This is a genomic window from Geodermatophilus sp. CPCC 205761 (assembly GCF_051383655.1).
Taxonomy (GTDB): Bacteria; Actinomycetota; Actinomycetes; order Mycobacteriales; family Geodermatophilaceae; genus Geodermatophilus.
In genome coordinates, this window is sequence record NZ_JALPKQ010000022.1 from 22221 (window position 1) to 47825 (window position 25605).

Annotated in this window: 28 protein-coding genes; 13 read left to right on the top strand and 15 right to left on the bottom strand. The window is 75.1% G+C overall.

Annotation, left to right across the window (positions count from 1 at the left end):
* Nucleotides 1-157: 157 nt before the first annotated feature.
* On the bottom strand, nt 158-1120 hold the full coding sequence (coaA, locus tag MY526_RS14725; protein ID WP_436693091.1) for a type I pantothenate kinase: 963 nt from the start codon (nt 1118-1120) through the stop codon (nt 158-160).
* Between the two features lie 88 nt (nt 1121-1208).
* On the opposite strand from coaA, the gene MY526_RS14730 reads away from it, so the two are divergent.
* Nucleotides 1209-2012 carry a GNAT family N-acetyltransferase gene (locus tag MY526_RS14730; RefSeq protein ID WP_436693089.1) on the top strand — a complete coding sequence of 268 codons (804 nt, stop codon included), beginning with the start codon at nt 1209-1211 and terminating at the stop codon, nt 2010-2012.
* Here the strand turns inward: MY526_RS14730 and MY526_RS14735 are convergent.
* A complete protein-coding gene (locus MY526_RS14735; RefSeq protein ID WP_436704242.1) occupies nt 2009-2914 on the bottom strand; it encodes an LppW family protein in 906 nt (301 codons plus the stop codon). The two genes, MY526_RS14730 and MY526_RS14735, sit on opposite strands and share 4 nt — an antisense overlap.
* A gap of 76 nt (nt 2915-2990) precedes the next feature.
* Complete coding sequence (locus MY526_RS14740; protein WP_436693086.1) at nt 2991-3536, bottom strand: YbhB/YbcL family Raf kinase inhibitor-like protein; 546 nt, start codon at nt 3534-3536, stop codon at nt 2991-2993.
* A 143-nt stretch (nt 3537-3679) separates the two neighbouring features.
* Here MY526_RS14740 and MY526_RS14745 point away from each other — a divergent pair, with 143 nt between their 5' ends.
* Nucleotides 3680-4411, top strand: coding sequence for an HAD family hydrolase (locus tag MY526_RS14745; RefSeq protein ID WP_436693084.1), 732 nt, complete (start codon nt 3680-3682; stop codon nt 4409-4411).
* Complete coding sequence (locus tag MY526_RS14750; RefSeq protein ID WP_436693082.1) at nt 4408-6771, top strand: glycoside hydrolase family 65 protein; 2364 nt, start codon at nt 4408-4410, stop codon at nt 6769-6771. The genes MY526_RS14745 and MY526_RS14750 overlap by 4 nt, the downstream gene beginning before the upstream one ends.
* Nucleotide 6772: 1 nt before the next feature.
* On the opposite strand, the gene MY526_RS14755 is transcribed toward MY526_RS14750, so the two are convergent.
* A complete protein-coding gene (locus tag MY526_RS14755) occupies nt 6773-7477 on the bottom strand; it encodes a M50 family metallopeptidase (protein ID WP_436693080.1) in 705 nt (234 codons plus the stop codon).
* Between the two features lie 123 nt (nt 7478-7600).
* Here MY526_RS14755 and MY526_RS14760 point away from each other — a divergent pair, with 123 nt between their 5' ends.
* Nucleotides 7601-8245: a LysE family translocator gene (locus MY526_RS14760; RefSeq protein WP_436704244.1), complete on the top strand. Its 645-nt coding sequence runs from the start codon at nt 7601-7603 to the stop codon at nt 8243-8245.
* 27 nt (nt 8246-8272) lie between these two features.
* Here the strand turns inward: MY526_RS14760 and MY526_RS14765 are convergent, their stop codons facing one another.
* The 4 genes from MY526_RS14765 to MY526_RS14780 all read right to left on the bottom strand — a co-directional run bounded on the left by MY526_RS14765 (nt 8273) and on the right by MY526_RS14780 (nt 11540).
* A complete protein-coding gene (locus MY526_RS14765; protein ID WP_436704246.1) occupies nt 8273-8866 on the bottom strand; it encodes a TIGR03086 family metal-binding protein in 594 nt (197 codons plus the stop codon).
* A 10-nt stretch (nt 8867-8876) separates the two neighbouring features.
* On the bottom strand, nt 8877-9704 hold the full coding sequence (locus MY526_RS14770) for a helix-turn-helix domain-containing protein (protein ID WP_436704248.1): 828 nt from the start codon (nt 9702-9704) through the stop codon (nt 8877-8879).
* Nucleotides 9701-10969 carry a hypothetical protein gene (locus tag MY526_RS14775; RefSeq protein WP_436704250.1) on the bottom strand — a complete coding sequence of 423 codons (1269 nt, stop codon included), beginning with the start codon at nt 10967-10969 and terminating at the stop codon, nt 9701-9703. Before MY526_RS14775 ends, MY526_RS14770 begins: the two co-directional genes overlap by 4 nt.
* 208 nt (nt 10970-11177) lie before the next feature.
* Nucleotides 11178-11540, bottom strand: coding sequence for a VOC family protein (locus tag MY526_RS14780; RefSeq protein WP_436704252.1), 363 nt, complete (start codon nt 11538-11540; stop codon nt 11178-11180).
* Nucleotides 11541-11719: 179 nt separating this feature from the next.
* Here MY526_RS14780 and MY526_RS14785 point away from each other — a divergent pair, with 179 nt between their 5' ends.
* The 3 genes from MY526_RS14785 (at nt 11720) to MY526_RS14795 (ending at nt 13043) form a co-directional block, all read left to right on the top strand.
* A complete protein-coding gene (locus tag MY526_RS14785) occupies nt 11720-11965 on the top strand; it encodes a type II toxin-antitoxin system Phd/YefM family antitoxin (protein ID WP_436693069.1) in 246 nt (81 codons plus the stop codon).
* Nucleotides 11962-12336: a type II toxin-antitoxin system VapC family toxin gene (locus MY526_RS14790; protein ID WP_436693067.1), complete on the top strand. Its 375-nt coding sequence runs from the start codon at nt 11962-11964 to the stop codon at nt 12334-12336. The genes MY526_RS14785 and MY526_RS14790 overlap by 4 nt, the downstream gene beginning before the upstream one ends.
* Nucleotides 12337-12806: 470 nt before the next feature.
* Nucleotides 12807-13043: a hypothetical protein gene (locus MY526_RS14795; protein WP_436693065.1), complete on the top strand. Its 237-nt coding sequence runs from the start codon at nt 12807-12809 to the stop codon at nt 13041-13043.
* A 12-nt stretch (nt 13044-13055) separates the two neighbouring features.
* On the opposite strand, the gene MY526_RS14800 is transcribed toward MY526_RS14795, so the two are convergent.
* Nucleotides 13056-13472, bottom strand: a complete 417-nt coding sequence (locus MY526_RS14800; RefSeq protein ID WP_436693063.1) for a hypothetical protein — start codon at nt 13470-13472, stop codon at nt 13056-13058.
* An 86-nt stretch (nt 13473-13558) separates the two neighbouring features.
* Between MY526_RS14800 and MY526_RS14805 the strand changes: the two genes are divergently transcribed.
* From MY526_RS14805 to MY526_RS14830, 6 genes are all read left to right on the top strand, one after another.
* Nucleotides 13559-14773 (top strand): MalY/PatB family protein, encoded by a 1215-nt coding sequence (locus MY526_RS14805; protein WP_436704254.1) that lies wholly within the window; start codon nt 13559-13561, stop codon nt 14771-14773.
* Between the two features lie 34 nt (nt 14774-14807).
* Nucleotides 14808-15584 (top strand): glycerophosphodiester phosphodiesterase, encoded by a 777-nt coding sequence (locus MY526_RS14810; protein WP_436704256.1) that lies wholly within the window; start codon nt 14808-14810, stop codon nt 15582-15584.
* On the top strand, nt 15581-16477 hold the full coding sequence (locus MY526_RS14815; RefSeq protein WP_436704258.1) for a lysophospholipid acyltransferase family protein: 897 nt from the start codon (nt 15581-15583) through the stop codon (nt 16475-16477). Before MY526_RS14810 ends, MY526_RS14815 begins: the two co-directional genes overlap by 4 nt.
* A 130-nt stretch (nt 16478-16607) precedes the next feature.
* Nucleotides 16608-17954 (top strand): MFS transporter, encoded by a 1347-nt coding sequence (locus MY526_RS14820; protein ID WP_436693055.1) that lies wholly within the window; start codon nt 16608-16610, stop codon nt 17952-17954.
* Nucleotides 17951-18688, top strand: a complete 738-nt coding sequence (locus tag MY526_RS14825) for a thymidine kinase (RefSeq protein WP_436693053.1) — start codon at nt 17951-17953, stop codon at nt 18686-18688. The genes MY526_RS14820 and MY526_RS14825 overlap by 4 nt, the downstream gene beginning before the upstream one ends.
* Nucleotides 18689-18869: 181 nt before the next feature.
* The gene (locus MY526_RS14830) at nt 18870-19214 is read left to right on the top strand and encodes an RNA polymerase-binding protein RbpA (protein WP_436693051.1); all 345 of its coding nucleotides are present in this window, start codon (nt 18870-18872) and stop codon (nt 19212-19214) included.
* A gap of 153 nt (nt 19215-19367) precedes the next feature.
* Here MY526_RS14830 and MY526_RS14835 read toward each other — a convergent pair whose 3' ends face one another.
* The 6 genes from MY526_RS14835 to MY526_RS14860 all read right to left on the bottom strand — a co-directional run bounded on the left by MY526_RS14835 (nt 19368) and on the right by MY526_RS14860 (nt 25563).
* Nucleotides 19368-19886 carry an FxsA family protein gene (locus tag MY526_RS14835; RefSeq protein ID WP_436693050.1) on the bottom strand — a complete coding sequence of 173 codons (519 nt, stop codon included), beginning with the start codon at nt 19884-19886 and terminating at the stop codon, nt 19368-19370.
* Nucleotides 19887-19927: 41 nt separating this feature from the next.
* Complete coding sequence (locus tag MY526_RS14840; RefSeq protein WP_436704260.1) at nt 19928-20713, bottom strand: polyprenol monophosphomannose synthase; 786 nt, start codon at nt 20711-20713, stop codon at nt 19928-19930.
* Nucleotides 20710-22308: an apolipoprotein N-acyltransferase gene (gene lnt, locus MY526_RS14845; protein WP_436704262.1), complete on the bottom strand. Its 1599-nt coding sequence runs from the start codon at nt 22306-22308 to the stop codon at nt 20710-20712. Before lnt ends, MY526_RS14840 begins: the two co-directional genes overlap by 4 nt.
* Before the next feature lie 492 nt (nt 22309-22800).
* The gene (locus MY526_RS14850; protein ID WP_436693044.1) at nt 22801-23208 is read right to left on the bottom strand and encodes a hotdog domain-containing protein; all 408 of its coding nucleotides are present in this window, start codon (nt 23206-23208) and stop codon (nt 22801-22803) included.
* Complete coding sequence (locus MY526_RS14855; protein WP_436704264.1) at nt 23205-23981, bottom strand: OAM dimerization domain-containing protein; 777 nt, start codon at nt 23979-23981, stop codon at nt 23205-23207. The genes MY526_RS14850 and MY526_RS14855 overlap by 4 nt, the downstream gene beginning before the upstream one ends.
* The gene (locus MY526_RS14860) at nt 23974-25563 is read right to left on the bottom strand and encodes a lysine 5,6-aminomutase subunit alpha (protein WP_436704266.1); all 1590 of its coding nucleotides are present in this window, start codon (nt 25561-25563) and stop codon (nt 23974-23976) included. The genes MY526_RS14855 and MY526_RS14860 overlap by 8 nt, the downstream gene beginning before the upstream one ends.
* Nucleotides 25564-25605: the final 42 nt, after the last annotated feature.

A 25605-nucleotide genomic window follows, 5' to 3' on the forward strand; every position in this document is an offset into this window, starting at 1 on the left:
TCGGCCCCGGTGCGGGGAATTTCACTGAGGGTGCGCGTCCGATCACGAACGCGTACCGAGTGTGCGCCACCCCGTGCGCGGTGTCAGGTGACGAAACTCACCACCTCACCCCATCGGGTCGTCATGGTTCGCCATGACCGACCCGCGCCCCGGCGCGTCAGATCTTGCGGACCAGGACCCGCCGCACCTGGTGGTCGGCGGCCTTCTGCAGCACCAGGCGGGCGCGCGAGCGAGTGGGTGCGATGTTGCTCCGCAGGTTGGGGCCGTTGACCGCCGCCCAGATGCCCAGCGCGGTCTCGCTGGCCTGGTCGTCGGTGAGGTCGGCGAAGCGGTGGAAGTACGCGCCGGTGTCCTGGAACGCCGTCCGGCGCAGCGCCAGGAACCGGTCGACGTACCACCGCCGGATGTCGGCCTCGGCGGCGTCGACGTAGACGGAGTAGTCGAAGAAGTCCGACAGGAACACCTCCGGCGCGCTGCCGTCGGCCCGGCGGCCGGCCTGCAGCACGTTGAGCCCCTCGAGCACGAGGATGTCGGGCCGGTCCACCAGCTGCCGGGCCCCCGGGACGACGTCGTAGGCCTGGTGGTCGTACAGCGGGGCGCTGACCTCCTCGCGCCCGGACTTCACGTCGGCCAGGAAGCGCACCAGGGCCCGCCGGTCGTAGGACTCCGGGAAGCCCTTGCGGCCCAGCAGCCCGCGGGCCTCCAGCGCCGCGTTGGGCAGCAGGAACCCGTCGGTGGTGACCAGGTCGACGCGGGGCGCACCCGGGCCGGCGGCGAGCAGTGTCTGCAGCAGCCGGGAGGTGGTGCTCTTCCCGACGGCGACGCTGCCGGCGACGGCGATGACGTAGGGCACCTTCTCGGTCGCGTCGCCGAGGAACTCGCTGCGCGCGGCCCACAGCCCGCGGCTGGCCTCCACGTGCAGGCGCAGCAGGCCGGCCAGCGGCAGGTAGACGGTGGCGACCTCGTCGAGGTCCATGGGGTCGCCGAGGGTGGTCAGCGCCCCCAGCTCGGCCTCGTCGAGGGGCAGCGCCGTCCCCGCGGCGAGCGCTCGCCACGAGTCGCGGTCGAAGACCGCGTAGGGCGAGACCTGGGGGCGTGTCCCTGCCGTCACGGTGCCCATCGTGCCGTCCGCCCGGCATGTCACCCGCCCGGGGGTCGCCGGCGGCCGACGGCCCGCCCCGCGGGCGCTCCCCGTCTAGGGTGCCGATGTGCCCACGTCGCCCGGGCTGCTCGAGTGCATCGAGCGGTACTTCGCCGCAGCAGCGCGGCCTGACGCCCGCATCGAGTCCGTCGGCGCGATCGACGTGCCGGTCGGCAGTCCGGCCTGGCCGTACCCGGCCCGCCCACGGCCCGGCGAGACGGTGACCGCCGCCGACGTACGCGCCGTGGCGGAGCGGCAGCGCGCGGCCGGCCTGCCGGTGGCCCTGGAGTGGATCGGCGAGTGCTCCCCGACGTCGTTCGCCGCGGTGCGGGCCGCCGGCCTGGCGGTGGACGAGCTGCCGCTGCTGGTCGCCGACGACCCCGTGGAGCTGCTCATGCCGTACGGGGTGCGGCTCTACCTCGTCGGCGCCGACGACCCCGAGCTGCCGCGCTACCTCGAGCTGGCCTCCATCGCCTTCGCCCACCCCGGCCCGCGCGCCGACGTCGGCGACGACTCGGTCGGCCCGGCGCCGGAGTCGCCGCGGACGGCGGTGCTGCGCGAGCGGATCGCCACCGGGCGCACGGTGATGATGGTGGCGGTGGAGGACGGCGAGCCGGTGGCGGTCGGCTCGCACACGCCGGTCGACGTCGAGGGGACCGAGGTCAGCGAGATCACCGGGGTGGCCACGCTGCCCCGGCTGCGCGGCCGCGGCCTGGGGGCGGGGCTGGCCTCTGCGCTGGCCGCGCACGCCCGGGAGACCGCCGACCTGGTGTTCCTGGTGGCCGGGGACGACGACGTCGCCCGCGTCTACGAGCGGGTGGGGTTCGCCCGCCTGGCGACGGTCGGCGTGGCCGACCTCCCCGACGCCTAGGGGCGCACCGGCGGCGGGATCGCCGCCACCGGTCCGGCCGCCGCGTCCAGCGCCGCCCGCGCCGCGGTCCAGCCCACCGACCGGGGCACCTCGCTGAGCAGCACGACGACCATCCCGTTCGTGATCGCGACCGAGTGCAGGTGCCGCCGGCCGCCCACGCAGCACATCCAGCCCTGCTTGACCGCCGGCGTCCCGGGCACGGTGCCGAGCAGGCCGAACCGCTGGTCGAAGCCGTCGGCCCCGGCCGGCGCCGGAGCGGCCATCCACCCGGTCAGCGTGGCGGCGTCGTCCGGATGGGCGACGACCGGCAGTGCGGCGAGGAACCGGGCGAGGTCGCGCGCCGTCGTCGTCGTCTCGCCCCACTGGCCGCGGACCCGCGGGGGAGCGGTGCCACCGAGGCCGTAGCGGGCGGCGACGTCCCGCACGAGCCCCTCGCCGTCGAAGCGGACCCACATCTGCGAGGCGGCCGGGTCGCTGGAGTGCGAGATCATCTCCTGCAGCGTGGCCAGGTCGCCGGGGGAGAGCGTCACCTGACCGGTGCGGGCCCGGTGCAGGATGCCCTCGGCGACGAACAGCTTGACCAGCGAGGCGGTCGGGAACACGCGGTCGGCCTGCCCGTTGTCCGCGCCGGCCGCCATCAGCCGGGTGGCGCGGGCCTCCACCGCCCGCGCGGTCAGCCCGGCCACCCGGCTGTGCCGCGGGGTGACGACGACCGCGACCGTGCCGGTGGGGCCGAAGGCGCTCGCCGCTGCCGCGACCGCCTCGCCGAGCGGCGGCCCGCTCGCCGCCGCCGTCCGTGCCGGCAGGACGGTCATGACCAGGGTGGCGAGGAGGGCGGCCGGGAGCGCCGCCGCGGCGCGGGCACGCCGGGGACGGAGTCGCTGCGACGCAACCGCCGGCACGGATCCATGGTGCTGCTGTTACCTGTGAGGAACTTCAGGCTTCAAGCACCGGCGGCGTGTCCCTCACCTGCAGTGATCACTCCTGCGTGTACGTGGCGACCAGTGTCGCCCGTCCGAGTGTGTGGCCGAACAGGTTGAACCCCAGGACGGCGGGCGTGGTGTCCGCCGTGACGTCGAGGGTCTCGGTGTCCACCGCGTGCACGGTGACGAAGTAGCGGTGCGGTCCGTGGCCGGCCGGGGGAGCGGCGCCGACGTACCCGGGGAAGCCGGCGTCGTTGCGCAGCTGCACCGCGCCCTCGGGGAGCCCCGAGCCGGCCTGGTCGCCGGCGCCGCTGGGCAGCTCGGTCACCGACGCCGGGATGTTGGCCACCGCCCAGTGCCAGAAGCCGCTCTGGGTGGGGGCGTCGGGGTCGTACACCGTGACGGCGAAGCTCCTGGTGCCCTCGGGGGCGCCCGACCACGACAGCTGCGGCGAGCGGTCCTCGCCACCGGCGCCCATGACCCCGCTGACGTGCGGCATCGCCAGCGGCCGGCCGTCGGCGCAGTCGGTGCTGGTCAGCTCGAACCCGGGCACCTGCGGCAGGAAGTCGAACGGGTTCGGCGGCGTCGGACGGTCGGCCATGGCGGTCCTCTCCTCGGTCTCGGCGGGGCAGGGGGGCGTGCGGCCCCCAGCCGCACCCTAGGGCGGGCGGGCCCGGCCGTCGCATCGGTGATCAGCGCGTTCGCGGACCGGCGGGCGCCGCGCCGCGCCGGTACCGTCGCGACGTGCTCGGACTCCCGGACTCGATCCGCGCGTGCCTGTTCGACCTCGACGGCGTCCTCACGCGGACGGCGACCGTGCACTTCGCGGCCTGGAAGCGCACCTTCGACGAGTTCCTGCACCGGCGGGACCCGCAGGCGCCGGCGTTCACCCAGGACGACTACAACCGCCACGTCGACGGCAAACCCCGGCTGGACGGCGTGCGCGACTTCCTGGCCAGCCGCGGCATCACCCTCCCCGAGGGGCAGGGCGGCGACGCGGCCGACGCGGAGACCGTCCACGGCGTGGGGCTGCGCAAGAACGAGCTGGTGCTCGCCGAGCTGGCCGAGCACGGCGTCGAGGTCTACCCGGGGTCGGTGCGGTACGTGCGGGCGGCGAAGGAGGCGGGCCTGGCCACCGCCGTCGTGACCGCGTCGGCCAACGGGCGGCAGGTGATCGAGGCCGGCGGGTTCGCCGACTGCATCGACACCCGGGTGGACGGCGTCGTCGCGGGGGAGGAGGGGCTGCGCGGCAAGCCCGCCCCCGACACCTTCCTCGCCGGTGCCCGCGCGCTCGGGGTGGAGCCGGCCGCGGCGGCGGTCTTCGAGGACGCCCTCGCCGGCGTGGCCGCCGGCCGGGCCGGGCAGTTCGGGTTCGTCGTCGGGGTCGACCGGGTCGGTCAGGCCGCCGCCCTGGCCGCGTCGGGCGCCGACGTCGTCGTCACCGACCTCGCCGAGCTGATGGGGGAGCGGCCATGACGGAGGGGCGGCCCACCTTCCCGGTCGAGCCGTGGTCGCTGACCGAGATCGGCCTGGACCACAAGTCGCTGGCCGTCCACGAGTCGGTGTTCGCGCTGGCCAACGGGCACATCGGGATGCGCGGGTCGTTCGAGGAGGGCGAGCCGGTCGTCGTCCCCGGGACCTACCTCAACGGCTTCTTCGAGGAGCGGCCGCTGCCCTACGCCGAGGCGGGCTACGGCTTCCCCGAGCAGGGGCAGACCGTCGTCAACGTGACCGACGGCAAGCTCATCCGGCTGCTGGTCGGGGACACCCCGCTCGACCTCGACTACGGCGAGATCGTCGAGCACCGCCGCAGCCTGGACCTGCGCCGCGGCCTGCTGCGCCGCACCACCGAGTGGCGCTCGCCGAACGGCCGCACGGTGATGGTCACCAGCACCCGGCTGGTGTCGCTGCGCCGGCGCTCCATCGCCGCCATCGAGTACACCGTCGAGTGCACCGACGGCCGCGGCGACCTGTACATCGCCCTCCAGTCCGACCTGCTGGCCAACGAGCCGGTCGACAGCGGCAGCGAGTCCGACGACCCGCGCGCGGCGGCGGCACTGGCCCGCCCGCTGGTCAACGAGATGGCCGTGGCCCGCGGGCAGCGCGCCGTCCTCGTGCACCGCACCAAGCGCAGCCGGCTGCGCATCGCCGCGGGCATGGACCACGTCATCGCCGTGCCCGACAGCTCGACGGAGGACATCGAGTCCGGCGAAGACCTGGCCCGCTTCACCCTCGCGGCCCGGCTGCCGCAGGGGTCGTCGGTGCGGATGGTGAAGTACCTGGCCTACGGGTGGTCGTCGCGGCGCTCGGCGGCCGCGCTGCGCGACCAGGTGGAGGGTGCGCTGGCGACGGCGAAGCTGGCCGGGTTCGAGCGGCTGGTGCGCGAGCAGCGCGAGGTCCTCGACGCGCACTGGCAGCACGCCGACGTCGAGATCGAGGGCGACGACGAGCTGCAGCAGGCCGTGCGGGTCGGCGTCTTCCACGTCCTGCAGGCCGGCCTGCGCGCCGAGCGGCAGCCGATCCCGGCCAAGGGGCTGACCGGTCCGGGCTACGACGGGCACACCTTCTGGGACACCGAGACCTACGTGCTGCCGGTGCTCACCTACATCGCGCCCGAGGCCGCTCGCGACGCGCTGCGCTGGCGGCACTCCACGCTCGAGCTGGCCCGCGAGCGGGCGGGGGTGCTGGGGCTGCGGGGGGCGGCGTTCCCGTGGCGGACCATCCGGGGCGAGGAGACGTCGGGCTACTGGCCGGCCGGGACGGCGGCCTTCCACATCAACGCCGACATCGCCGACGCCGTCGTCCGCTACCACAACGCCACGCTGGACGAGGAGTTCGACCGCGACCACGGCGCCGAGCTGCTCATCGAGACCGCCCGGCTGTGGGCGTCGCTGGGGCACTTCGACGAGGAGGACGGGTTCCGCATCGACGGGGTGACCGGCCCCGACGAGTACACCGCGGTCGTGGACAACAACGTCTACACCAACCTCATGGCGCAGCGGAACCTGCGCGAGGCGGCGGCGGCGGTGGAGCGCCAGCCCGAGGTCGCCGGCCGGCTGGACGTGTCCGAGGAGGAGGTCGCGGTCTGGCAGAAGGCGGCCCGGCTGATGCGGGTGCCCTACGACGCCCGGCTGGGCGTGCACATGCAGTCCGACGCGTTCACCCACCACCAGGAGTGGGACTTCGCCGGCACCCCGCCGGAGTGCTACCCGCTGCTGCTGCACTACCCGTACTACGACATCTACCGCAAGCAGGTGGTCAAGCAGGCCGACCTGGTCATGGCCCTGCACCTGCGCGGGGACGCCTTCACCCACGAGGAGAAGGTCGCCGACTTCGCCTACTACGAGGCCCGGACGGTGCGGGACTCCTCGCTGTCGGCGACCCAGCAGGCGGTGGTGGCCGCCGAGACCGGCCACCTGGAGCTGGCCTACGACTACTGGGGCGAGGCCAGCCTCACCGACCTGCAGAACCTGCACGGCAACTCCGGCCACGGCCTGCACATCGCCTCGATGGCCGGCGGGTGGACCGTCGCCGTCGCCGGGTTCGGCGGGCTGCGCGACCACGGCGGGCGGCTGCAGTTCTCCCCGCGGCTGCCCGACCGGATCTCCCGGCTGAAGTTCCGGCTGAACTACCAGGGGCGGTGCCTGGTCGTGACGGTGACGTCGACCGAGGCCACCTACCGGCTGGCGGAGGGCGAGCCGCTCGACGTCCACCACCACGGCCGGCGGCTCACCGTCGACGAGAACGAGGTCACCGCCGAGATCCCGCCGGCGCCGCCGGTGGAGAAGGTCCACCAGCCCGACGGCGCGGCACCCCGGCGGCGCGGCCGGGGCTGAGTCAGCCGAGCAGCCACCAGCCGCCGAGCAGCAGGGCGCCGACGTCCACGAGCAGGAAGAACGCCACCCACAGCACCGCCGGGAGGTGGGTGAGCCGGGCCAGCTGGTCGGCGTCGGACTGCGGTGCCGCCTGCCGGCGCCGGGAGCGGTGCAGCCCGACGACGTCGCGGGGTGCGGCGAGCAGGAGGAACCAGGTGCCCGCGGCGGCGAAGGCGGCCTGGCCGTCCGGCGGCAGCCACTCGGTCACCGCGAACACCACCGTGGCGGTGACCAGGACCATCCACAGGCCGAACCAGTTGCGGATCTGCACGAGCAGGAGGGCGAGCAGCGCCAGCAGCGCCCAGAGCATCAGGACGGCGTGCCCGGCGGCGAGCAGCGCCGCGGCGCCGAGGCCGAACAGCGCCGGTCCGGTGTAGCCCGCGGCGCAGGTCAGGACCATGCCCAGGCCGGAGGGACGGCCCGCCGACACGGTCAGCCCGGAGCTGTCCGAGTGCAGCCGGATGCCCGACAGCCGCCGCCCGGCGGCCAGCGCGACCAGGCCGTGGGCGCCCTCGTGGGCGATCGTCACGACCGTGCTCGCCCGCCGCCACAGCGAGGCGGAGAAGACGACGACCGCGGCGACCGCCAGGGCGCCCAGGAGCACCGGCATCGGCAGCTCCGGCACCGGCGTGGTGACCCGGGTCCAGAACCCGTCGACGGCGTCCACGCCCCCGAGTCAACCGCACCTCCCTGGGAGGACCGCGGACCTCGAGCCCGGCCGAGCCGAGGCCGGTCGAGCGCGGCCAGAACTCCGTCGACCGGCCGGCCGCCGGCCTGACACCATCCCCCCGTGGACGTGCTCGGGTCGCTGCCGGCGTTCGTGCTGGCCGTCCTGCTCATCTCGGCCTCACCCGGGCCGGCGATGGCGCTGATCTTCCGCCGGGCCGCGCTGCGCGGGCTGTCCGGCGCCGTCCCCACCGTGCTGGGCCTGGAGCTCGGCCTCTACGCGTGGGCGCTGTTCGCCGGCGCCGGGTTCGCCGCCCTCGTCGCCGCCTCCGAGGTCGGCTACGTGGTCCTGCGCGTCGTCGGGGCGGCGGTGCTCCTGGTGCTCGGCGTCCGCGCCTGGCGGGCGGCGTGGCGGGACCGTGGGCAGGTCGACCCCCCCGCCCCGCCGGCCACGCCGCTGGGACGGCGCCGCTGGTGGACGGCGTTCGGCGAGGGCCTGCTGGTGCAGCTGGCCAACCCGAAGGCCGCCGTCTTCATGATCGCCTTCTATCCGCAGTTCGTGCCGGCCGACGGCCCCGTGTTCGCCACCACCGCGGTGCTCGGGCTGCTGCAGATCACCCTCGAGACGGGGCTGTACCTCGCGCTGGCCGCGGGGGTGGCCCGCGCCGGGGACTGGTTCCGCCGGCCGCGGATCCGGCGCCGGCTGGAGGCGGTCAGCGGAACGGTCCTGGTGGGCCTCGGCGTCCGGGTGGCCGCCTCGTCCCGCTGAGGGGCCACAGTGGCCACGATGGCCCTGTCAGGGGTGCCAGTGCGGGTCGCGGCCGGACAGCCGCAGCGCCCGCTCGAAGGTGGGCGTCCGGTCGTCGACCGGCAGCTCCTCGGCGAAGCCGCCGTACTCGCGGAACAGCGCGCCGTGCTCGACGACGAGGTCCAGGACGAGGCGGGCGGTCTCCTCGCCGACGCGCAGCTCCTGGCCGGTCGCCCGGGCGACGTCCCACCCGTGCACGGTGAGCTCCTTGACGATCATCCCGGCGACCGTCGTGGCCGGGACGGACATGCCGCCGAGGTCGATCTCGCCCGCCCAGGCGGCGGGGTCGCGCCAGGCGGCCAGCGCGCGGTCCAGCTGGGCGGCGTACTGCTCGGGCCAGTCGGGGTCGGCGGCGAAGTCGCGGGCGCCGAGCTCGTCGGGGATCGGCTCGCGGCGGGCGCGGCGCTCGAGGCCGTGCGCGCTGTAGAGCACCCAGTGGTCGACCAGCGTGCGCAGGTCCCACTCGGTGTCCGGGGTGGGGGAGTCCAGCGGCGCGCCGGCGGCACCCCGGGCGATGCGGGCGGCCTCCGCAGCCGCCTCGGCCAGCCGGTCGTAGAGCGCGGGCAGGGTCGTCGTGGTCATGCCCACGACGTTAGGGAGCGCCCGCCGGGCCCGTCTTGGAGGAACGCGACACCGCCTCGCGGCCGTACCGGGCCGGGGGAGTGCCGACCGCGGCGGTGAAGTCGCGCACCAGGTGGGCCTGGTCGCTGTAGCCGAGCTCGGTGGCGACCGCGGCCCAGTCGACGTCCCCGCCCAGTGCCCGCTCGGCCACCTCGCGCAACCGCGCCGCGCGGATGACCTGCTTCACCGGCAGGCCGACGGCGTCGGCGAAGGCCCGCTGCAGGGCGCGGACGCTGCGGCCGGTGCGCTCGGCGAGGTGGTCGACGCGGGTGATCGACCGGTCGGCCTCGATGAGCGCGACGGCGGCGTCGAGCTCCTCGTGCAGCGGGCCGGGGGAGCGGGGCAGGGCGAGCAGCCAGCCCTCCATCAGGTCCCGGGCCGCGCCGAGGTCGGCGGTGCCGCTCAGCTCGCCGGGCAGGGTGTCCGGCACCGGCAGCAGCTCGGCGGCGGGCAGCACGCGGTCGCGCAGCTCGCTGACCGGCCGGTCGACCAGCGAGCGGAAGGCCGCCGGCCGGAACCGCACCGCCGACACCGTGGCCGCGCCGTGGAGCGGGCGGCGGTAGGTGCCCGCCACCGGGCCGGTCAGCCAGACGCCGTCGGGCTCGAAGGACACGTTGACCGCGGGGTAGGAGAGGACCAGCGAGTCGTGGACGGTCCCCGGCGGCAGCTCCCACGACACCCGCCAGAAGACGGCGACCAGGTCGGCCAGCCGCCCGGTCGGGGGCAGCCGGTCCAGCCGGTAGACGTCGGGGATCGCCGCGGGCCGGACGATGCCCCGCGTGCCGCGACCGGGCGTCACTCGCCGGACGAGCGGATGGCCCATCGTCGGCGGCCGCCGTCGATCAGCCGGCGAGTGCCGACCTGCACCATCCGCGTGGCCATGGCCAGGTACGGCCTGACGTCGTCGCGGGCGAACCAGGCCAGTTCCGTGCGGGTGCTCCGCGCGGGCAGCGGAGGCGGGGTGCGCGTCTCCCGCCGGTAGCCCAGGCGGGCCGGGAGGTCGAAGTTCTCGACCACGAACCGCCGGCCCTCGACCTGCCTCCCGGCGGGGACCGGCTGGCCGGTCTGGTCCAGGTACTGGGCGCGGACGACGTCGATGCCGTCCGCGGTCTCGAACAGGCGGAACTGCGCACCGGCCCGCGGGTTGAAGTCCAGCAGCTTGTACCGCCCGTCACGCCGGTCCAGGCGCCAGTCGAGGTCGAAGATCCCCGAGTAGTCGAGCTGGGCGCAGAAGTCGGACGCGAGCGCGGCCAGCTCGGGGTTGTCGACGACGACCGCGCACGTCGTGATCCCGGCGTGCGGCGGCCAGGAGCGCAGCTTCACGCCGGTGAACAGGACCTGCGGGGTCCCGCCGCTGCCGAGGTAGCCGTGCACGATCCAGTCCTCGGAGTGCTCGCGGGGGAGGTACTCCTGGAGGAGGACGCCGGGGTCCTCGGGCCAGTGACGGGCCAGGGCGAGCAGTTCGTCCGGGTCGCGCAGCAGCGTCGTGGAGCGGACCGCCGGCGCCCGCAGGCGGCCGAACGGCTCGCGGTTCTTGGCCACGACCGGGAAGCGTGCGCTGCGCGCGAACTCCTCGACCTCGGCCGGCGTCCTCGGGGCGGTGGAGTCGGCCTGCGGCACGCCGTGCTTCTGGCACAGCTCGTGCAGCCCGTTCTTGTCGGCCAGCCGGCGCGGCAGGCCGGGGTCGGCGGACCGCGGGTACAGGAAGGCGCCGGCCAGGTCGTCGCCCCGCTCGGCCAGGAGCACCGCGGCCTCGTCGTCGGTCGGGATGAGGACGGCGGGCCGGCCGATCGAGCGCCCGATCCGCAGCAGCCCGTCGACCAGCGCGTCGGGGTCCTCGAGGCCCGTGGTGGGCCAGGTGTGGTGGGCACGGAGGTAGCGCGACACCGCGGCCGGCGTGAACCGGCTCTCGGTGATCGCGTGCACCGGCACGCCGAGGCGTCCGAGCGACCGGATGGCACCGACCCCGCCGTGGTGCAGCGGGTACTCGCCGAGCTTGACCATCAGCGCCGGGGTGGACGGGTCGGCGATGATCGGATCGCTCCCGCGGCTACCGTCTGTCACGTTGCCTCACTTGCTCCGCACGGGCCCCCTTATGACCCGGCGGAGTGCCGTAAATCACGAGGGCACCGAAGCGTGGAGCACTCGTGGGGGTGCGTCAAGTTGTTGGACCCAACTAGCCGCGATCCGGGGAGGACGTCCCACGGTGTGATGACGACCGACGTCCATCGGTGACGCCACGCGGTCGCCCGAGGGCCGGACGGCGGGGAGTTCAGGACGTGGAGGTCAGGTTGACCGCGTTGCCGTCGGGGTCCCTGACGTGCGCGACCCGCTGGCCCCACGGCATGTCGTTGGCCGGCCCGGAGGCCGTGCCGCCCAGCTCGGGGACCCGCGCGAGGCACGCGTCGACGTCGTCCACCTCGAGGCTGAGCAGCACACGGCCGGGTGGGCCGGCCTCGACGGACGCGTCGGCGACGATGCCGAGCTCGGACCCGCCGATCCGCAACCCGAGGTAGAACGTCGGACCCTCCTCGGGGATCCGGCTCGACTCCTGGGCCCCGGTCAGCTCCCGGTAGAAGCGGGCGAGCCGGTCCAGGTCATGGGTGACGACCATCGGGACGACGGACGGGGGCACGGGAGTCTCCTCGGGTCAGGGGGTGCCGGGCCGCCTCGGGGAGGGGCGGACGACCGACGGCACCGGGGGAGTGTGCCGGACCGCCGCCGCCGAGTCGGCCTGCGCGGCGTGCAGGCGCCCCGCGGGCCCGGACGAACGTCAGGGTTGACTTAGTCCGACTTAGTCATACGCTGGGTGGCATGGTGCAGACCGTCAACGTCCACGAGGCGAAGACACACCTGTCCCGCCTGCTGGAGGCGGTCGAGCAGGGGGAGGACGTCGTCATCGCGCGGGCGGGCCGGCCGGTCGCCCGGCTCGTTCCCGTCGGAGCTCCCACGCACTCGCGGGTGCCCGGTGCGTGGCGGGGGCGGGTCGTCATCTCCGACGACTTCGACGAGACGCCGGACGACCTGGTGGCCGCGTTCCACGGCGACGCCGAGTCGTGACGCTGCTGCTGGACACGCACGTCCTGCTGTGGTGGCTGGCCGGCGACGCCCGGCTCACTCCGGCCATGGCCGAAGCGATCCGGGACCCGCGGATGTCCGTCGCGGTGTCGGCAGCCTCGGCGTGGGAGATGGCGATCAAGGCGGCCCGCGGCAAGCTGACCATCCCGGACGGCCTGCCCGAGGAACTCGAGCGGCAGGGGTTCGACACCCTGCCGATCACCGTCGAGGACGGACTCGTGGCGGGCGCACTGCCACGCCTGCACGACGATCCGTTCGACCGGATGCTCATCGCCCAGGCCGTGCGCCACCGGCTGGTCCTCGTGACGGCCGACCGCCGGTTCGCCGACTACGACGTCCGGGTGCTCGCGTAGCCGGGGAGGGGCCGCCCCGCCCGGCGCTCGCCGTGCAAGTTGACATAATGTGCATTATCGGCGCTACAGATCGAGGCGCCGGAAGGGGCCGGCGGCCTGCGGGACCCCGTCGACCCGGCGGTCGTCGTCCCGGCCGCCAGTCGGTGCGCACACGCGCGTCGTCGTGCAGCCGACCCGTCCACGAGCCTCTGCCCGGTCCGTTCACCGTGACCACGCCCGGCCGGCGGGTCGGGTCGAGCGGCCGCGCCGTCGGGCCCGGAGGCGGTTCTGGTGCACTGCTCCCCCGAGCCGGCCATCTCTTTGATGATCTTGAAGCCGCTGCGCCGGGATCGGCCGACCGGCCGGCTCTCGTCGGAACCGACCCTCCTCCCAACCGCTGACCCACCCCTCATTACGTCACAGTGACGTAAAGAGGGGTGGGTCAGCGGTTCGACGGGCGGCCCGACGGCGTGCTGCCTAGGGTCGGAGACATGCAACTCCGACGCCCCATCGCCGCACTCATGACCGCTCTCGCGCTGTTCGGCGGCGGCGCGACGATGACCGCTTGCGGATCCCCGACGACGCCCAGCGAGGGAACGACCGACGACAGCGGGACCGACGAGGAGTTGGACGAGGAGGAGTCCGACCGGGAGAACCTGCCCGACACCAGCGACCAGGGCGGCGGTGCCGACGAGGACCAGAACGACGACCAGCAGGACCCGGAGTGAGGCGGTGATCGATCAGCCGGCGCGCTCGGACACCCACAGCCGGTCGAGGCGGCCGGTCGAGCGCACCAGGTCGGCCAGTGAGCGTTCCAGCTCGGCCTTGGTCGGGCGCTCGGTCAGCAGCGTCGCGACGTCCTCCAGCGCACACCGCAGCTGGTACAGCCGGTCCTGCAGGCCGTCGAGCTCGGCGCGGGTGACGAGCACGACGTCGCCGGACAGGCCCGCCTTGGCCGTCGCGGAGCGCTGCTCGTAGGCCCGCTGGCGGCAGGCCTGCCCGCAGTACTGGCGGGGACGGCCGACCGACCCCTGGTTCGGGAGCACGCGGCGGCACCAGCCGCAGCGGCGCTCGGCGTCACTCCCCCGGCGGGGGCCGGGCACGCCGGTGTCGGTCGCCTCCTCGTTGGTCACGGGGGTGGTGAGTTGCTTGGCCACGCAGGGCACGGTAGACGGCCCCACCGACAGACCCGAGGGACACGCCCGACACGGCGGAGCCGGCCGCCGGGCAGGGAGGAGCGCCCGTGCCCGGCGAGCGGACGGCGGCGTTCGACGCGCTGACCGAGGAGGTGCTGCGCGCCTCGGGCGGCCTCAAGTGGACGCGGTACGGGAGCGCGATCGGCGCGTTCGTCGCCGAGATGGACTTCGGCACCGCGCCGGAGGTCAGCCGGGCGCTGCACGAGGCGGTCGACCGGGGCGCGCTGGGCTACCTGACCCCGGAGGCCGCGACGGCGATGGCCCGGGCGTGTGCCGGCTGGTGCGCCGAGCGCCACGGCTGGACCGTGCCGCCGGAGTGGATCACCCCGCTGTCCGACGTCCTCGCCGGGCTGCAGGCGGCCATCGAGCACTTCACCCCGCCGGGCACCCCCGTGGTGCTGCCGACGCCGGCCTACATGCCGTTCCTGTCGGTGCCCGGGCTGCTGGGCCGGGAGCTGGTCGAGGTGCCGATGGTCGAGCGGGACGGCCGGGCCGGCCACGACCTCGACGGCCTCGCCCGTGCGCTGGCCGGCGGCGGGCTGCTGGTGCACACCAACCCGCACAACCCGCTGGGCCGGGTGTTCACCGAGGCGGAGCAGCTCGCGCTGGCCGACGTCGTCGAGCGGGCCGGTGCGCGGGTGTTCGCCGACGAGATCCACGCGCCGCTGGTGTACCCGGGCGCGGTGCACCGTCCCTACGCCGCCCTCTCCCCCGTCACCGCGCGGCACACGGTGACGGCGACGTCGGCGTCCAAGGCGTGGAACCTGCCCGGTCTCAAGGCCGCCCAGCTGATCCTGTCGAACGAGGCCGACGTCGAACACTGGGCCCGGGTGGGCTTCTTCGCCGTCCACGGCGCCTCGACCCTCGGCGTCCTCGCGGCCACCGCCGCCTACACCGGGGGCGCGCCGTGGCTGGCCGACGTCCTGGCCTACCTCGACGGCAACCGGCGCCGGCTCGGCGAACTGCTCGCCGAGCACCTGCCGCGGGTGCGGTGGACCCCGCCGGAGGGCACCTACCTGGCCTGGCTGGACTGCCGCGGGCTCAGCCTACCGGACTCGGCCGGCGCCTTCTTCCTCGACCGGGCGGGCGTCGCGCTGGTCGACGGCCCCGAGTGCGGCGCGCCGGGAGCCGGGCACGTGCGGCTCAACCTGGCCACCCCGCGGCCGGTCCTGGAGCGGATCGTCGCGCGCATGGCGGCCGCGGTCGACGGCCGGACGGGCGGGGTCCAGGAGGCGCGTGGGGCGGGTGGCGCGAGGCCCTGACCGGCGCGGCCGCGCCCGGCGTTAGCGTGTCGACGTGGTTCCGGTCCGGTACGCCTTCCTCGACGGGCCGACACCCATCGCGATGGCGCACCGGGGCGGCGCCATCGAGCACCTCGAGAACTCCCTGCCGGCGTTCGAGGCGTGCGTCGCGCTGGGGTACCGGTACCTGGAGACCGACGTCCGGGTGACCGCCGACGGCGTGCCGATCGTCTTCCACGACGCCGTCCTCGACCGGGTCACCGACCGCACCGGGCGGGTCGACCAGCTGCCGTGGCGGGAGATCGCCACCGCGCGCATCGGCGGGCGGGAGCCGATCCTCCGGCTGGAGGAGCTGCTCGGCGCCTGGCCGGACATCCGGTTCAACCTCGACATCAAGGCCGCCGGCGTGCTGGCCCCGCTGGTCCGCACCGTCCGGCGGGTGCACGTCGAGGACCGCATCTGCCTCGGCTCGTTCTCCGACGCCCGCGTCGCCGCGGCCCGCCGGCTGTTCGGCCCGTCGGTCTGCACGTCGCTGGGGCCCCGGGGCGTGGCGGCGCTCCGGCTGTCGTCCTACTCCCCCCGCGCGGCCGGGCTGGTGCGCATCCAGGCCGGCTGCGCGCAGGTGCCGCTGCAGCTCGGCGGCCGGGCGCTGGTCGACGAGCGGTTCGTGGCCGCCGCGCACGCCCGGGGCCTGCAGGTGCACGTATGGACCGTGGACACCCCCGAGGAGGCGACGACGATGCTCGACCTCGGGGTCGACGGCGTGATGACCGACCGGCCGGCGATGCTGCGCGAGCTGCTGGAGAAGCGCGGGGAGTGGGTGTCCCGGTGAGCGGCCTCGGCGCGCGGATCCGGGCCTGGCGGCCGACACCGCCGCCCCTGCCCGCGGACGTCGCGCACCTGGTGGGCCCGGACGACCCCGAGTGGTTCGCCCGCGAGCTCGCCATCGCGGCCTCCCCGCCGTGGTGGTTCTGGCGGTTCCTGCTGCGCTGGTTCTCCTGGCTGCCCAGCATCTTCGGGCGGCTGCAGGTCACCGGCTCGATCCCGCCGGAGTGGCTCAAGGGCCCGCTGCTGCTCGCGGCCAACCACATCGGCGACTTCGACACGTTCGTCGTGGCGGTCGCGATGCACAAGGCCGGGGTGACGCCGCGGTTCATGGCGACCGGCGGGATCATGCGCTCGCCGATCGCCGGGCCCCTGCTGGAACGCGCCGGCGGCATCCGGGTCGAGCGCGGCACGGACGTCGCCAAGCACGCGCTGCGGGTGACCCAGGCGGCGCTGGCGCACGGCGGCCACGTCGTCGCCTATCCCGAGGGCCGGGTGGGCCTGGCGCCCGACGGGTGGCCCGAGCGCGGCCGCTCGGGGCTGGCCCGCATGGCGCTGGCCGCCGACGTCCCGGTGATCCCGGTCAGCCAGTGGGGCGCGCACGAGGTGCTCCAGTACGTGAACGACTGGGGCAAGCTGCGCACCCTGCTGCGCGCCTTCTGGCGGCAGCCGGCGCTCAAGGTGCACATCGGGCCGCCGGTGTTCTTCGAGGACCTGCAGCCGGATCGGGTCGGGGACGCCAACCGCGCCCGCACCCGCATCGCCGCCGCGATCACCCGGGGTCTCGTGCCGCTGCGTGCCGGGGAGCCGGCCGACCGGATGGCCTACGTCGATCCCACCCGCCCGACGCACGCCACCGCGGCGTTCCCGGGCGGCGTGGTCCCGGACGACATCCCGTGACCTGCGAGAGCGACGCTCGAGTGAGCATCGCAGGGAGCGCCAGCGACCGAGGAGCGGAGCGAGTGCGGAGCCGAGCCATTGACACCGCCCCGTGCTGGACCGTCACCGTCCCGGCTGACACCCTGCGCCCGTGACGACGGCCGCCGACCCGACCGCCCCCTCCGCCGACCGGGCGCTGCGCCGCGAGCGCTTCGGCTGGTACTCCTACGACTGGGCGATGTCGGTGTTCAACACCAGCGTCACCACGGTCTTCCTCGGGCCGTACCTGACGTCGGTCGCCGAGGACGCCGCCGGGCCCGACGGCCGGCTGTCGGTGCTCGGCCTGTCGATCCCGCCCGGCAGCTGGTTCTCCTACGTGCTGTCCCTGTCGGTGGTCCTGCAGGTGCTGGTGCTGCCGCTCACCGGCGCGATCGCCGACCGGACCGGCCGCAAGCGGCAGCTGCTCGGCTGCTTCGCCGCGCTGGGCGCCCTGGCGACCACCGGCCTGTTCTTCGTCGCCGACGGGCGCTACCTGCTCGGCGCGCTGCTGTTCGTCGTCGCCAACATCAGCTTCGGCGCGGCGACCGTCGTCTACTACTCCTGGCTGCCCGACCTCGCCGGACCCGACGAGCGGGACGCCGTCTCCAGCCGCGGCTGGGCCTTCGGCTACGTCGGCGGCGCCCTGCTACTGGCGGTGCACCTGGGCCTGGTGCTCGGCGCGGAGTCCCTGGGGCTGAGCACCGGCGAGGCGGTGCGCATCTGCCTGGCCAGCGCCGGCCTGTGGTGGGGCGCCTTCACCCTGTTCTCGCTGTCCCGCCTGCGTGACCGCCCGGTCCGCGCCGTCGAGGGCCGGCCGCGCAGCGGCTTCCGCCAGCTGGCCACGACGCTGCGGGAGATGCGCGCCTTCCCCCTGACCCTGTGGTTCCTCGGCGCCTACCTGCTGTACAACGACGGCGTCCAGACGGTGATCTCGCTGTCGGCCACCTACGCCACCGAGGAGCTGGGGCTGGACCAGTCGGTGCTCACCGGCGCCATCCTCATGGTCCAGGTGGTGGCCATCGCCGGCGCGCTGGGCCTGGGCCGGCTGGCCGCCCGCTACGGCGCCAAGCGGGTCGTGCTGGGCAGCCTGGTCGCCTGGATCGGCGTCCTGATCGCCGCCTTCTTCCTGCAGGCCGGCGCGGCCGGGCAGTTCTACGCCCTGGCCGCGGTCATCGGCCTGGTGCAGGGTGGCACCCAGGCGCTGTCCCGGTCGCTGTTCAGCCAGCTCATCCCGGCCGGCAAGGAGGCCGAGTACTACGGCTTCTACGAGATCAGCGACCGCGGCACCAGCTGGCTCGGTCCGCTGGCCTTCGGGCTGACCTACCAGCTCACCGGCTCCTACCGGTTGGCGATCGTCAGCCTCGTGGTCTTCTTCGTGGCCGGCTTCCTCGCCCTGGCCGCGCTGCCGATCCGCCGCGCCGTCGTCGCGGCGGGCAACACCCCACCGGAGCGGCTGTGAGCTCACCCCTGGACGTCGACGCCCGCAGCGGCCGGGCGCTGTCCTCGGTGCCCGTGGCCGGCGACCGGCGCCGCCACCCCGCGCCCGCGCACCTGCGCTTCTTCCACGGTCCCATGGACTGCGGCAAGTCGACGCTGGCCCTGCAGGTCGACCACAACCACAGCCGGGCGGGCCGCCGCGGGCTGCTGCTCACCCAGGGCGACCGGTCCGGCGCGCCGCGGATCAGCTCCCGGGTCGGGCTCCGCCGCGACGCGATCGAGGTGGACGCCGGCGCCGACCTGCGGCTGCTGGTCCGCGACCGCTGGGCCGGCGGCACACGGGTCGACTACCTGATCGTCGACGAGGCGCAGTTCCTCACCGCCGCGCAGGTCGACCAGCTCGCCGAGCTGGTCGACGAGTCGCACGTCGACGTCTACGCCTTCGGGCTGACCACGGACTTCCGCACCCGGCTCTTCCCCGGCACCCAGCGGCTGCTGGAGGTGGCCGACGACGTCCAGCGGGTGCAGGTCGAGGTGCTCTGCTGGTGCGGCCTGCCGGGGCTGCTCAACGCCCGGGTGGTGGACGGCGCGATGGTGCGCGAGGGCGAGACGGTCGTCGTCGCCGACACCGCGCCCACCCCGGCGCCCGACGAGCGGGACGCCGAGATCCACTACCAGGTGCTCTGCCGGCGGCACCACGTGCTGGGCCAGCTGGGCCCGACGGCGGCCGGTCCGGGGCAGCTCGCGCTGCCCTGATCTCCCCCGGGAGGGGTGGGTGCGGGGCGGTATACCACCCCATGAGATGATCTGGAACCGACTCCGCGGAATCTCTTCGCGAAATCCGTCGTTGGTTCTTTCGACCGCGCCGTCCGGTGGGTACTCCTGCCTGCGACGTCGAGTTCTGACCGACACCACCAGCACGAGAGGACGGTGTGCCATGGGCGAGCGTTCCCTGCGGGGTAGCCGACTGGGCAGCGTGAGCTACGAGACCGAGCGGAACACCGCGCCGATCGAGCGGCAGTACGCGGAGTACCGGTGCCCTTCGGGTCACCTGTTCACGGTGCCCTTCGCTGACGACGCCGAGCTCCCCGACACGTGGGAGTGCAAGTTCGACGGTTCCGCGGCCAAGCTGGTCGGCGGCGCCGAGCCGACCCCCAAGAAGGTCAAGCCGCCGCGGACGCACTGGGACATGCTCCTGGAGCGTCGGTCGGTGGAGGACCTCGAGGAGGTCCTCGCCGAGCGCCTCGAGGTGCTGCGCGGCCGGCGGACCCGCGCCAGCTGAGCACCCGCGCACGATCGCGAACGGCCCCGGTGGGAGTTCCCACCGGGGCCGTTCCGCGTCCGTCCGCGTGGAGGGGATCGGCGTGGAGGGATCGGCGTGGAGGAGGCCGGGGCCCCGGACCGGCCGGGCCCCCGCGTGCGGAGGTGGCCGCCCTCAGGCCGACGGGCGCCCGTCGGCGTCGCGCACGACCTCGCCCTCGTCGCGCACGACCTCGCCCTCGATGACCAGCGGCCGCCCGGGCTCCGGCGCGGCGTACGGGACACCGGGGGCGCGGCGGCTGCGGACGCGCACCGGCCCGCGCAGCTCGACCGGCAGCCGGTCGGCGAGCACCCGGGCGAGCAGCCCGCGCACCAGGAACCGGGTCGGCGGCAGCAGGCACAGCAGGCCCACCACGTCGGTCAGGAAGCCGGGCAGCACCATGAGCAGCCCGCCGACGGCGATCAGGCCGGCGTCACCGACGGCCCGGACCGACGGCCGGCGCTCCCGGGCCCGCTCCCGCAGCTCGGTCAGCGCGCGGGTGCCCTGCCGCGCCAGCAGCGCCCAACCCAGGGCGCTGGTGGCCAGGGCGGCCAGCAGCGTCCAGCCGACCCCGATCCACTGCGCGACCAGCACGAAGACGACGACCTCGGCCAGGGCCAGCAGCCCGGCCAGCAAGCGCACGCGGCGACCCACGGCTCTCCTCGGCCCACCCGGATCGAGCGGCCCCGGCCCGCCTACCGGACCGCGGATGACCGCCCGCCGTCGCGGACCCGTCCCGGCACGGGGCGGCGGACCCGGCCCGGCAGCCGATCGGCCAGCCGGTCCTGCAGGCCCCACCAGGTGACCCGTACCAACGCCTCTCCAACGATCGAGCCGCTCATCTTGCTCCGGCCGTACCGCCGTTCGGTGAAGGTGATGGGCACCTCGACCACGCGGGCGCCGGCGCGGACCGCCCGCCAGGCCCAGTCGACCTGGAAGCAGTAGCCCTGGCTGGCGACGTCGTCGAAGGGCAGCCGGTCCAGCAGCCCGCCCCGGACGGCGCGGTAGCCGCCGGTCGCGTCGGCCAGCGGCAGCCGCAGCGCCCACCGGGTCCAGAGGTTGCCGGCGCGGGAGAGCAGCAGCCGGTGCAGGGGCCAGTCCTCCACCCGGCCGCCGGGCACGTAGCGCGAGCCCAGCACCAGGTCGGCGTCCGCCAGCGCGGCGAGCAGGTCGGGCAGCTGCTCGGGGTGGTGCGAGCCGTCGGCGTCCATCTCGACGAGGACGTCGTACCCGCGCGCCCGGCCCCAGTGGAAGCCGGCGACGTAGGCCGGGCCGAGGCCGCTCTTCGCGGTCCGCCGCAGCGCGTGCACCCGCGGGTCCCGGGCGGCCAGCTTCTCGGCCAGCTCGCCGGTGCCGTCCGGCGACCCGTCGTCGACGACGAGCGCGTGCGCGTCGGGCCGGCTGCGGTGCAGCCGGTCGAGGATCGGCTCGAGGTTCTGCACCTCGTCGTAGGTGGGGACGACGACCAGCACGCCGCTCATGCGGTGCTCCGCCGGGAGCGCCGGCGCAGCGCCGGGACGACGACGGCCAGCAGCGCCCCCGCGCCGAGTGCGGTGAGCGCCCACTCCGGTGCCGCCCCCAGCCGCTGGGCGACCGTGGCGGAGTCCCGCTGGGCGATGTCCTCGACGAAGACGGCCGGCTCGAACAGCCCCGACCGGGCGGCCAGGGAGCCGTCGGGGGCGACGATCGCCGAGACGCCGCTGGTGGCGGCGACGACCACGGTGCGGCCGAACTCGACCGCGCGCAGCCGGCTGGCGGCCAGCTGCTGCTCGCTCTCGTCGGTGTAGCCGAAGGTGGCGTTGTTGGTCTGGACGACGATCATCCCGGCGCCTGCGGTGACGACGTCCCGCACCAGGCCGTCGTAGACCACCTCGAAGCAGATGAGGTCACCGACCCGCGCGCCGCCGACGTCCAGCAGGCCGACCTCGCCGCCCTGCACGAAGTCCCGCCGGATCAGGTCCACCTTGTCGCTGAACAGCCGGAAGAAGTCCCGGGCGGGCACGTACTCGCCGAAGGGCACCGGGTGGCGCTTGACGTAGGTGTCACCCGGCCCGTCCTCGGGGTCCCAGACGATGCCGGTGTTGCTGATGAACCGGCCGGGCCCGTCGACGACGGCGCCGACCAGGATCGGCGCGTCGATCGCCGCGGCCGCCCGGCTGATGGCGCGTGCGGCGTCCTCGTTGAGGTAGGGGTCGATGTCGGAGCTGTTCTCCGGCCAGATGACGACGTCGGGCTGCGGCCGCTCCCCCGCCGCCACCGCCTCGGCGAGCTCGACCGTGCCGGTGACGTGGTTGTCGAGGACGGCCCGGCGGCGCTCGTTGAACTCCAGCCCGGGCTGCGGGACGTCGCCCTGGATCACCGCGACGGTCCGCGTCGGCCCGCCCTCGGTCAGCGAGGGGCCGGGCAGCGGCAGCCAGGCCAGCCAGCCCAGCAGGGGCACGGCGACCGCCCCGGCCATCGCGAGGGCGCCGCGGCGCCGCCCGGACCGGGTCAGCGCCACCAGGGCGGCGGCGAGCAGGGTGCCGGTGAGCGCGACGGCGAAGCTGACCAGGGGCACCCCACCGTAGGCGGCCAGCGACAGGAACGGCCCCTCGGTCTGGCTGGTCCCCAGCCGCCCCCAGGGGAACCCGCCGAGCACGAACCGGCCGCGCACCGCCTCGTCGGCGACCCACAGGGCGGCGGCCCACAGCGGCCACAGCCGCAGCCGGGAGGTGGCGGCGGTGGCGGCGCCGAGCACGGCCAGGTGCAGCGCCTCCCAGCCGGCCAGCGCCAGCCACGGCAGCGAGCCGACGTAGATGCCGCTCCACGACAGCAGCGGGACGAAGAAGGCCAAGCCGAACACCAGGCCCAGCCAGGCCCCGGAGCGGGCGCGCCGGCCGTGGACGGCGAGCGCCAGCGCGGCGGGCCCCAGCGGGGCGAGGGCGACGACGGACCAACCGGGGAAGGCGAGCAGCAGCAGCAGCCCGCCGGCGGCGGCGAGCAGGGTCCGCCACGGCAGGCGGAGGCGGCGGGTGCGGGACGCGGGGCGCGGTGCCTCGGCGGAGCGCTCCAGGGTGCCCGGGGCGACCGATCCCACCGTCGCCTCCCGTGCACCCGGCGCTCCCGCGCACTGCCGGCCCCGCGCCGGTCGGACGGGGCCCCGACCGCCGGCACCGTTGCCGCGGTCGAGCCCAGCATCCCATCCCGGAGCGGGCCGGCGGCTCCGCGCGGGGGCGGTCCGTCGTCCGTGCCCGGTCGTCTCGGTCGCGCCGGCGCCGTCCGGACCACGGGCGCCGCACCTTCGGGCCGGCACGACCGGTCGCTGGCGGCGATCGGCCGGCCGTTGTCTGGTTGTGCGGGCCGGGTCGGTCTGCGCCGGGTGCCCGGCCCGCGGTCCCCCGGGCAGCCACCGGCCCCCTCGACCCGGGGTGCGGGCGGCGGCTCGCCGTCCGCACGGCCGGGGGGCCCGCGCGACTGGTCCGGGAGAGCACGTGCCGGTGCTCCCGGAGTGGTACTGCAGCGACTGTAAGGAGTGCGCCGACGGGATCGAAGCCCTCGGAGAGGTCCGTGACGAGTTGTGACCTCTTCGTTACGGCGTGCCTGCTGGCCCCGGGACGACGAGCGTGGCAGTGGCCTCGACGACGGTCACCGGCTCGCCCAGCACGCCGGCCGCGGACGGCCCCCGCTCGGGCTCGGCGCGCGCCACCACCCGGGCGGTGCAGCGCAGCTCACGGCTGCGGCGGCCGATCCGCACCACCTCCGCGGTGGCCTCCAGGACGTCGCCGGCCCGCACCGGCCCGAGGAAGCGGACCTCGGAGTAGCCGGCCAGCAGGCCCTCGTCGCCGTCCATGACGATGGCGACCTCGGTGGCGACGTCGCCGAACAGGCCCAGGGTGTAGGCGCCGTCGACCAGCGACCCGCCGTAGTGGGCGTGCGCGTACGGCACGTACCGGCGGTGGGTGACGGTCAGCCCCAGGCGGGGGTCGTCGTCGCTCATGCTGCGGCTCCAGTGGGGACGAGGGCGGACACGAGGTAGCTGGCGACCTCGCCGGGCGTCGTCCCCCGGCCGAAGACCTTGTCGACGCCGAGGTCGGCGGCCATCGCCGGGTCGAAGCGCGGGCCGCCGACGACGAGCAGGGGCCGGGCCTCCCCCATCGCCTCGCGGAAGGCGGCGGCCAGCTCGCGGGTGTTCCGCAGGTGGGCGTCCTTCTGCGTGACCACCTGGGAGACGAGGACGGCGTCGGCCCGCTCGGTCCGGGCCCGTGCCACCAGCTCCGGCACGCTGACCTGCGCGCCGAGGTTGGCGACGCTGAGCTCCCGGTAGTACTCCAGACCCTTTTCCCCCGCGAAGCCCTTGAGGTTGAGGATCGCGTCGATGCCGACGGTGTGCGCGTCGGTGCCGATGCAGGCGCCGAGGACGACGAGCTTGCGGCGCAGGCCGGCGCGGATCGCCCCGTTCACCTCCGCCGGCGCCAGCAGCGGATAGGCGCGCTCCTCGACCTGCACGGCGTCCAGGTCGACCAGGTGCCGCACGCTGCCGTAGACGACGAGGAAGGTGAAGTCGCCGCCGATCCCGTGGCTGTGCACGACCATCGCCGGCTCGATGCCCATCTTCTGCGCGAGCTGCAGCGCCGCGCCCTCCGCCCGCGGTCCGGGGCTGACGGGCAGGGTGAACGACAGCTGGACCATCCCGTCGCCGGTCGTGTCGCCGTACGGCCGGATCACGGTCCCCGGAGGGCCGTCGTGGCCACGTCGGCCCTGCTCAGGCACGGGCCACCTCCCGCTCCAGCAGCTCCAGCGCCGGGTTGTACGCGTCGGGCGCCAGCCGGACGACGCCGTCGAGGCCCTTGCCGCGGTCCGGGGGCCGCTTCGTGATGCCGAAGGTCCCGTCCGCGATCGCCTCGAGCAGGCCCTCGCCGGCGATCCGCTCCAGCAGCTGTACCGCCTCGGTGAGCACGGTGTGCGCGCGCCGGTCGATGAAGCCGCCCTTCGGGGGCGCGAAGTCCTCGACCAGCCCGCCGGCGGCGTCCAGCACGTACCGGACGTTGCGCAGCGCCAGGTCGCGGTCGGACAGCCACGGGGTGACGACGGCCTCGGTCATCATCCCCACCAGCAGGATGCCCTGGCCGGTGAGCGCCCCGGCGAGGTTGAAGAAGCCGTCCAGCAGGTAGCCGCGGAAGACGTCGCCGGTCATGTGCTTGGTCGGCGGCATCCACTTCAGCGGCGTGTCGGGGAACAGTGCGCGGGCCAGCATCGCGTGCGCCAGCTCCAGCCGGAAGGACTCGCGCCGGTCCGGGTCGATCTCGAAGGCGTGGCCCAGCCCGAGCTGCCAGTCCTCGAGCCCGGCCTCGTGCGCGAGGGTCTCGTTGAGCAGCTGGCTGACGGTGACGGTGTGCGCCTCGTCGACGGCGTCGGCGGTGGTGAGGTAGTTGTCCTCGCCGGTGTTGATGATGATCCCGGCGCGGGCGTGCACCATCCGGCTGAACCGCTGGTCGACGAAGGTGCGCTGCGGGTTGATGTCGCGGAAGAGGATCCCGTACATCGCGTCGTTGAGCATCATGTCCAGCCGCTCGAGGCCGGCCAGGACGGCGATCTCGGGCATGCACAGGCCGCTGGCGTAGTTCGTGAGGCGCACGTAGCGGCCCAGCTCCGTGCCGACGTCGTCCAGCGCGGCCCGCATCAGCCGGAAGTTCTCCTGGGTGGCGTACGTGCCCGCGTACCCGGTGCGGGTGGCGCCCTCGGGCACGTAGTCCAGCAGCGACTGCCCGGTGGAGCGGATGACGGCGATGACGTCGGCGCCGGCGCGGGCGGCGGCCTGCGCCTGCGGGATGTCCTCGTGGATGTCGCCGGTGGCCACGATCAGGTAGATCCAGGGCCGCCGCGGCGGGTCGCCGAGGGTCGCCACCAGCTCCTCGCGGCGCCGGCGGTTGACGTCGATGCGGGCGATGCCGGTCGCGACGGCCGCGCGGGCGGCGTCCCGGGCGCGCTCGGCGTCGGCGCCGGTGGGCACGGTGAACCGCGCCGTCCCCGCGCCGACCTGCTCGGCGAGCGCCGGAAGGTCCGGCGCGGAACCGGCGGCGAGGGCGTGCCAGACCGGCAGCGCGACGCCGGACTCCAGGCCCACCTGCTCGCGGACGGCGTCCACCACCCGGTTCACCCACGGAACGCGGTCGGTGACCACCCCGTCGCCGGTGACCGGGTCGGTGCCGGTGAGGCCGGCGAGCCGCAGCACCGCCCGCTCCACCGAGACGGTGGTGTGCCGCCGGGCGAGGTCGACCACCGGCTCGGCGGCGCGGCCGGCGAGCGCCCGCGCCCGCGCCACGAGCCCCGGGTCCAGCTCCAGCCGGTTCATCGCACTCCTCCCCCGGACTTTCCGCGCCGAAAGTCCGCCTCG

Excerpts from the sequence above, each read along its gene's own strand:
- MY526_RS14750 (WP_436693082.1), top strand. The coding sequence starts at position 4,408 with ATGACGGAGGGGCGGCCCACCTTCCCGGTCGAGCCGTGGTCGCTGACC.
- MY526_RS14740 (WP_436693086.1), bottom strand. The coding sequence starts at position 3,536 with ATGGCCGACCGTCCGACGCCGCCGAACCCGTTCGACTTCCTGCCGCAG.
- MY526_RS14840 (WP_436704260.1), bottom strand. The coding sequence starts at position 20,713 with ATGAGCGGCGTGCTGGTCGTCGTCCCCACCTACGACGAGGTGCAGAAC.
- MY526_RS14795 (WP_436693065.1), top strand. The coding sequence starts at position 12,807 with ATGCAACTCCGACGCCCCATCGCCGCACTCATGACCGCTCTCGCGCTG.
- MY526_RS14830 (WP_436693051.1), top strand. The coding sequence starts at position 18,870 with ATGGGCGAGCGTTCCCTGCGGGGTAGCCGACTGGGCAGCGTGAGCTAC.
- MY526_RS14850 (WP_436693044.1), bottom strand. The coding sequence starts at position 23,208 with ATGAGCGACGACGACCCCCGCCTGGGGCTGACCGTCACCCACCGCCGG.
- MY526_RS14860 (WP_436704266.1), bottom strand. The coding sequence starts at position 25,563 with ATGAACCGGCTGGAGCTGGACCCGGGGCTCGTGGCGCGGGCGCGGGCG.
- MY526_RS14785 (WP_436693069.1), top strand. The coding sequence starts at position 11,720 with ATGGTGCAGACCGTCAACGTCCACGAGGCGAAGACACACCTGTCCCGC.
- MY526_RS14765 (WP_436704246.1), bottom strand. The coding sequence starts at position 8,866 with ATGACCACGACGACCCTGCCCGCGCTCTACGACCGGCTGGCCGAGGCG.
- coaA (WP_436693091.1), bottom strand. The coding sequence starts at position 1,120 with ATGGGCACCGTGACGGCAGGGACACGCCCCCAGGTCTCGCCCTACGCG.